This is a genomic window from Halomonas sp. 3D7M (assembly GCF_014897885.1).
Lineage (GTDB): Bacteria > Pseudomonadota > Gammaproteobacteria > Pseudomonadales > Halomonadaceae > Vreelandella.
Window position 1 is genome coordinate 9,281 of record NZ_JABUZF010000222.1, and the last position, 6,985, is coordinate 16,265.

At 51.3% G+C, this 6,985-nt stretch carries 5 protein-coding genes and 2 pseudogenes; 3 read left to right on the plus strand and 4 right to left on the minus strand.

The genetic code is table 11. From position 1 onward, the window contains the following. Nucleotides 1–111, minus strand: a pseudogene (locus tag INT22_RS20950) (FMN-dependent NADH-azoreductase); the annotation flags it as partial. 181 nt (nucleotides 112–292) lie between these two features. After that, nucleotides 293–1,745, minus strand: a pseudogene (locus INT22_RS12555) (alanine/glycine:cation symporter family protein). A 209-nt stretch (nucleotides 1,746–1,954) separates the two neighbouring features. Here INT22_RS12555 and INT22_RS12560 point away from each other — a divergent pair. Beyond that, complete coding sequence (locus INT22_RS12560) at nucleotides 1,955–2,650, plus strand: TVP38/TMEM64 family protein (RefSeq protein ID WP_193068318.1); 696 nt, start codon at nucleotides 1,955–1,957, stop codon at nucleotides 2,648–2,650. A gap of 8 nt (nucleotides 2,651–2,658) precedes the next feature. Here INT22_RS12560 and INT22_RS12565 read toward each other — a convergent pair whose 3' ends face one another. Further along, complete coding sequence (locus INT22_RS12565; RefSeq protein ID WP_193068319.1) at nucleotides 2,659–4,896, minus strand: glycosyltransferase; 2,238 nt, start codon at nucleotides 4,894–4,896, stop codon at nucleotides 2,659–2,661. Nucleotides 4,897–4,947: 51 nt separating this feature from the next. Next, complete coding sequence (locus INT22_RS12570; protein WP_089039395.1) at nucleotides 4,948–5,376, minus strand: secondary thiamine-phosphate synthase enzyme YjbQ; 429 nt, start codon at nucleotides 5,374–5,376, stop codon at nucleotides 4,948–4,950. A 226-nt stretch (nucleotides 5,377–5,602) separates the two neighbouring features. On the opposite strand from INT22_RS12570, the gene INT22_RS12575 reads away from it, so the two are divergent. Further along, the gene (locus INT22_RS12575; RefSeq protein ID WP_193068323.1) at nucleotides 5,603–6,118 is read left to right on the plus strand and encodes a lipocalin family protein; all 516 of its coding nucleotides are present in this window, start codon (nucleotides 5,603–5,605) and stop codon (nucleotides 6,116–6,118) included. 17 nt (nucleotides 6,119–6,135) lie between these two features. Further along, on the plus strand, nucleotides 6,136–6,985 hold an 850-nt coding region (locus INT22_RS12580; RefSeq protein ID WP_226912687.1), incomplete at its 3' end, for an isocitrate/isopropylmalate family dehydrogenase.

Below are 6,985 nucleotides of genomic sequence, written 5' to 3' on the forward strand. Positions count from 1 at the left end.
AACCACTACATCGTGGGCTTCCGTTTTGGTTTTAAAATGGTTGGCCAACGCATTGGACTGGCCGTTTTCGCCTAAAATAGAAGAAGTTACAAGCAGTGCACGTGTGGTCATGGATAATTTCCTAACGTATTAGTGGGAACTCTGGTAACTATTTTACGGCGCTTTTCGATTAAAAAAAGCGCAACGTTTCCCCTATCTCATTCGAAAAAATCGAATTCACGAACAACAAAAAGCCCCGCTCTGCTGTGCTCGCAGTAACGGGGCTTTCGTCTATCGCGTCAAAAAATAGCGTTTATTTCCGCTTTGGCCACGCGCTAGGATCTACTTTATTTACCAATTTAGGGAATTTACTGGGATCAAAGACAGGCTCTTGACCTGCTTTCAATTGAGCGTCGTAATCACGGAACAGTGCGAAGGCAATCGGCGACAGCAGTAAAATAGCCACTAAGTTAATCACTGCCATCATACCCCATGGAAAGATCGGCAAAATTCCAGATAGCACCTAAGCTCGCAACCGAGCCTATCATCACCATGCCGAGTACCGCCAAGCGATAAATCAGCACCGCAATCGGCGCGCGACGTCCTGCCAAGTACTCAATATTAGATTCACCGTAAGAGTAGTTAGCGATCACCGAGGTGAATGCAAACAGCAAGATCGCCACGGCAATAAACATACCGCCCCAATCACCCACATGGCTAGAGAGCGCTATTTGGGTAAGCTGAATACCGTTGTTTTCTTCGCCAGCCAGCAGCTCAGGCCCAGCCATAATGATAATGGCCGCAGTGGCAGTACAAATGACCAAGGTGTCTAAGAACACGCCCAGCATTTGAATAAAACCCTGTGCAGCGGGATGGTCTGGCCGAGTGCTGGCGGTCGCGGCAGCATTGGGTGCCGACCCCATACCCGCTTCGTTAGAAAACAGACCACGCTGAATACCGTTCATAATAGCTTGAGAAATGGCATACCCCATTGCGCCACCGGCCGCCTGCTCTAAACCAAACGCACTTTTAATAATGGTCATAAAGGCCGCGGGCAAATCGCTAATATTGAGCGCCACTACCGTGAGTGCCAACAGCAAATACAGGAGTGCCATCAGCGGCACCACTAACTCAGCTACTTTAGCAATCGACTTCAGGCCGCCAAATATAATGGGCGCAACCACCGCCATCAGAACTAACCCCATGGCCCAGGTGGGAATGGCAAATGCCTGTTCCATGGCCTGGGCGATGGAGTTGGCCTGTACGCTGTTAAACGCCAACCCGAACGCGATGATCAAGCAGATTGAAAACAGTACTGCCAGCCAGCGAAGCCCCAGGCCACGTTCAATATAGCGAGCCGGACCACCACGGAACGTGTTATCACCGTGATCAACTTTATAGGCCTGGGCTAGAGTGGACTCCACAAAACTGGTCGCCATACCCACCATGGCGGTCATCCACATCCAAAAGATCGCGCCGGGACCACCAAAATAAATCGCTACCGCCACACCAGCTAGGTTACCGGTACCTACCCGTGCCGCCAGACTGGTGGAAAGTGCCTGAAAAGAAGAGATACCGCCGTTAGATTGACGCGAACTGCGCAGCAGTTTGAACATGTGCCCGAAATAACGTACTTGGATACCGCGGGTCATGATAGTGAAGTAGAGGCCAGCACCGATCAGCAGGTAGATCAGCACACTGCCCCATAGCAGTCCGTTGCCGCGATCAACCATCGCCGTCAACAGAGGAGGAAGAGTAAAATCCATAGGTAACGCGCCTTTTGTATAACAGTGGAGGCGCCTCATTCTTCACGGCTGCACCAAAATGGCAAGAAAAATGGAAAAATTCCTATCAGACAGCCATTACTACTAACTAAACTGATCTCATTAGCCGCGCTTAAACGCCGAATATGATTTCATCCGGTTACGCCTCTAACGTATGCTGTCGCTGTTTAGTACCAGCGACGAGGAAACAGATGTCACGCACGTTACTAAAAGGCATTGGGCTAGTCGTTGTAGTCGTAATGCTGGGTATCATGTGGCGCTGGCTTCAGCAGCAAGGCTTACTCACCGAAACCCACCTGATCGAGCTAGCGTCCACCATCAGTCAATGGAAGCAAGCTCCCTGGATGTTTATCGCCGTGATAGTCGTTTATACCGGCTCGCTACTGGTCATGTTTCCGTTAAGCCTGCTAGTCGTATTGACCGGCCTACTGTTTGGACCGCTTTGGGGGCTGGCCTATGCCACGCTGGGTACGCTTAGTTCTTCGGTAGCGTCTTACTGGGTAGGCCATTGGATGGGGCGCGATGCGCTAATGCGCTATGGCGGACGCCATTTGCGCGGGCTTTCCGGCTATTTATCCAGGCGCGGCATTCGCACCATGACGGTGATCAACCTGTTGCCCTTAGCCCCTTTCACGCTCACCAATATGCTGGCCGGCGCGTTTCATGTTAATTTTCGCGACTATATGATCGGTTCGACCTTAGGAATTGTGCCTGGGCTCGCGGCGGTAATACTGCTAGGAAGCCAATTGGGCGCACTATTCACCGCGGCGTCTCATCAAGAATTAGTATGGGCGGTAATAGGTCTTGGCGCTGGCGTGGGACTGCTGTGGTTGCTAAAGCGCGTAGCAACCTCTCGGTCTAGCAAAAACAACAACGACCCGGCCTAAAACAGCGGCTATTTCGCGTAATACTTGGCCAGTACCTCGGCATAGAAGTGCGCGACCGCTCCTGCAAACTTAGCGATATCATAGTCGCTAGCAAATCTTTTTGCCTGCTTGCCCAGGGTGTCTCTCAACGCGTTATCATCGGCTAACGCCATTACTCGCTGCCCCCACTTTTGCCGATTTTGCGGCGTTTTATAGCCATTAAAGCCATCACGCACTACGTCATCAATACCACTAGAGCGTACCGCAACGACTGGCAAGCCAGCGGCCATCGCTTCTAAAACCACCATGCCTTGAGTTTCAGAAGTAGATGCAAACACAAAGATGTCGCCTAAGTGGTAATAGCGTGCCATATCCTCCGGCGGCACAGCGCCCACCAAAGTCACCTGCTCCTGCAACGCCAACGCTTCTATATGCTGCTGAATGGTTTGTCGATCTGGGCCATCACCAATTAACAACAAGCGCAACGACTGGCCCCCCTGGCTTTTCAACTCCGCCAATGCCTCCAGCATAAAACCAATATTTTTTTCTTGGCTAATTCTCGAGACACTCACCAACACCGTATCGGCTGGGTCGATGGAAAGCTGATGGCGCAGCTGTTCCAACGCATCACGATCTGTGTCGGCGAATCGCGCCGCATCAATGCCCGTAGGCTGTATCAGCGTCGGTGTTTTCACCCCAATCATGCGCAGATACTCTTCTGCCGAATAGGTGGGCACGATGACGCCTTGGCAACGGTTAGAGAAGTGTTTGATCAACGCATGGGAAATCAAATTACGAAACAGAGCCCCAGGAAGCGGCACAAAGTGTGCGTAATGCTCTAACCGTGTGTGATAGGTATAGACAACCGGCACACGTAGGCGCCGCCCCATCCATAGCCCCATCGACCCCAGCCAAAAAGGATGATGGACATGGATAATATCCGGTTTAAAGCGCTGCAGGCAGCGGCGAAAACGTGCACTAAACGGATTGGTCAAACGGAACTCACGCTTTTCACCAAAGGCCATCACAGTGGGTACACGCAAGATCGTATCATCGTCTTGCCACGCTTCTCGATAACGGGGCACCAACAACTGCACCTGATGTTTTAACTCGCTAAGCCCTTGACGAAGTCGCTCCACGGAAACCGACACACCGGATACAAACGGGAAGTAGTTATTCGATATCATCGCCACCCGCAGGGGCTTCTCCAGATACGGTGTTGGATCGATATCAAAATCTGGGTAATAGTGACGCTCTTCAAAAATCAGTCGGTACAAGCGCATCGCCAATAGTGACAGCACTCCGACAATGAGCAGGAAGCGAGGGTAGCTGACGTAAAAAAACGCATAAACCGTTGAGGCAACGCTACTTAGCATACGCCACCAGCCTGGACTATCCACATTCAGCCGAACGGGCGTTATTGTCACATTTTCGCCATTTACCTCGACCACCACATAGTGATGAAACCTGTCATTTGCATCCATCAAAATGCCGCCAGCACCACCCGTGGTGACGTAATCCACTCCGCTCACCGTTTGGTGTGAATAAAGCGACAGGTTTGCCGAAAACACGCTGTCCACCGCGTACTGCTCCGACAGGCGCATAATACTTTCACTCAACCGTGGATCATTGAGGTAATTATCGGCTTCAAATAAGGGCGCATCGCTAATCACGTTATGCAGTGGCAAGCCAATGAACAAAAACCGATGCTGCGCTTCCGAGGCAGCCAGCTCGCGCTCTAACCAATCTAGCTGCCATGAGGGAGACGACTTCCCCGTGCCATCCAAAAAGATAAAATGGCTGTTACCCGCAACGAAGGAATAAAAATGCGGGCCAAAGTATTCATAGAAAAGATAACTGCCAAAATCACTGTTTTCATGGGCACCATACGTCAGCACATACGGCACGTTTAACTGCTCTAGGCTTTGGTAAATCGCCTTGTAACTCTCCTGCTGCCCCCCACTCACCGCGTTCCCCGCTGACACCATAAAATCAATATCGCTGTGGTTCAGCCTGGGAATGATTTCATCCTGAAACACATTCACTGAATTATTGATATTACCTACCACCGCAAAACGGTAGGTGTTTCGTCCAGCGAGTTGCTCACGGATATCCGCCACTTCTCTAGTGTGCAATGCCTCAAATTCAGGCTCAGCAACATAGAGCCATATTTGGTGAGTCACCAGGCCCGTCACTAGCGCGAGGTTGAGCACAAACAGCAGTCTCAGCCAGCGCTGACGAGTCAGGCGAAAAGAGCGTCGAAGCATGTAGAGGCGCTTATTGAAAAGAAGACGTTAGAAAAGAAAAAAATCGGATGTTCAATTTGCTTCACGGCCGTTTATCGTTGCCAACAAACGACGCGAACCACCCTGCTCACGGTGTTCTCCCATCCATATTCCTTGCCAGGTGCCCAGCGCCAAACGGCCATCACGTACGGCTAGCGTTAGCTGAGTACCCAGTAAGCTAGAGGCGACATGAGCAGGCATATCATCGGGGCCTTCAAGGGTGTGGCGAAAATAGTTTAGTCCTTCAGGTACTAAGCGGCGAATAAAGGCATCCAGATCATGACGGACGTCAGGATCAGAGTTTTCATTTAATGTAAGTGAGGCAGAAGTATGCATTAACTGCAGGTGCAGTAGCCCTTGACTGCACTCGGCCAAGCACGGTAGTGCCCTAGCGATCTCATCCGTAATTAGATGAAAGCCCCTGGGCATTACCGGTAAGTGAATCTCTTGTTGATGCCACATAAACACTCCTTTGTTGTAGGTATTGTAAGGGCTTATTCGGTACAGAAATACCATAACCTATTTCTGCTTCTTGCCGGTTAAAGAGATGCCACAGGAAACCCTTCATAGCGCTCATTTAGCCATCCTGATAGATTTAACACTTATTATCCCATGCAGTCATTAGGAGCGTGTAATGCTCACTGCCGCACGAACACCAGGCAAGAAAGTGGGGAAAATCATTGGGCTTATGGCCCTCAGCAGCCTTGCATTAACTGGCTGCACCGGCATTCCTGACGGCACTGAGCCTGTCACAGGCTTTGAACTTAACCGCTATTTAGGTCAGTGGTATGAAATCGCCCGCCTGGATCACTCCTTTGAGCGAAACTTAGACTGCGTAACGGCCAGCTACAGCCTACGTGACGATGGCGGCGTGCGCGTTATCAACCGGGGCTACAATCTCACAGAGCAAGAGTGGAATGACGCTGAAGGCCGCGCCTACTTTATTGACGATGAAAACATCGGGCGATTAAAAGTCAGCTTCTTTGGCCCTTTTTATGGCGGCTATAACGTTTTAGAACTGGATGCAGACTATCAGTGGGCGCTGGTATCAGGCCCCAACCGTGATTACCTATGGATTCTCTCGCGTACGCCAATGATGGAAAGCGCGGTGGAAGAGCGACTACGCCAGCGCGCCGCCGAACTTAATTTCCCTACTAATGAATTGATTGACGTCGTACAAGATAATAGCTGTCCCGAACGCTAACCACAGAAGGAGCCACTATGGCCCACCGCATTGCAGTCATCGCTGGTGACGGTATTGGCACCGAAGTCATGCCCGAAGGCATTCGCGCCCTGGAAGCTGCCGCACAGCGTTTCAACATTGACCTAGCATTCACAACGTTTGAATTTGGCAGCTGTGACTACTATCTAGCGCACGGTAAAATGCTGCCCGACGACTGGTTTGAGCAGCTCAAGGATTTTGATGCACTGTTTTACGGTGCCGTCGGCTGGCCCGACAAAGTGCCCGACCATATTTCGCTGTGGGGCTCGTTGCTTCAGTTTCGTCGCCAGTTTGACCAGTACATCAACTTACGCCCTTGCAAACTGATGCCGGGCATCAAAAGTCCATTAGCAGGTCGCGAGCCAGGCGATATCGACTTTTACGTAGTGCGCGAAAACACCGAAGGCGAGTATTCAAGTGTCGGCGGCAAAATGTTCGAAGGCACCGAGCGTGAAATTGTTCTTCAAGAGACGGTGATGAGCCGCGTCGGCGTCGACCGAGTTCTGAAGTATGCGTTTGATCTTGCCCAAACCCGTCCGCGTAAAAAGCTCACCTCGGCCACCAAGTCCAACGGCATCTCAATCACCATGCCCTACTGGGACGAGCGGGTAGCCGAAATGGCCAAGCAGTATCCCGACATTGCGGTGGATAAATTTCACATTGATATCCTAACCGCTAACTTTGTGCTGCACCCAGACTGGTTTGATGTGGTGGTCGGCAGTAACCTGTTTGGCGATATTCTTTCAGACCTTGGCCCCGCCTGCACCGGCACTATCGGCATTGCGCCCTCTGCTAATATCAACCCGGAAGGCACGTTCCCCAGCCTGTTTGAACCGGTTCACGGCAGGG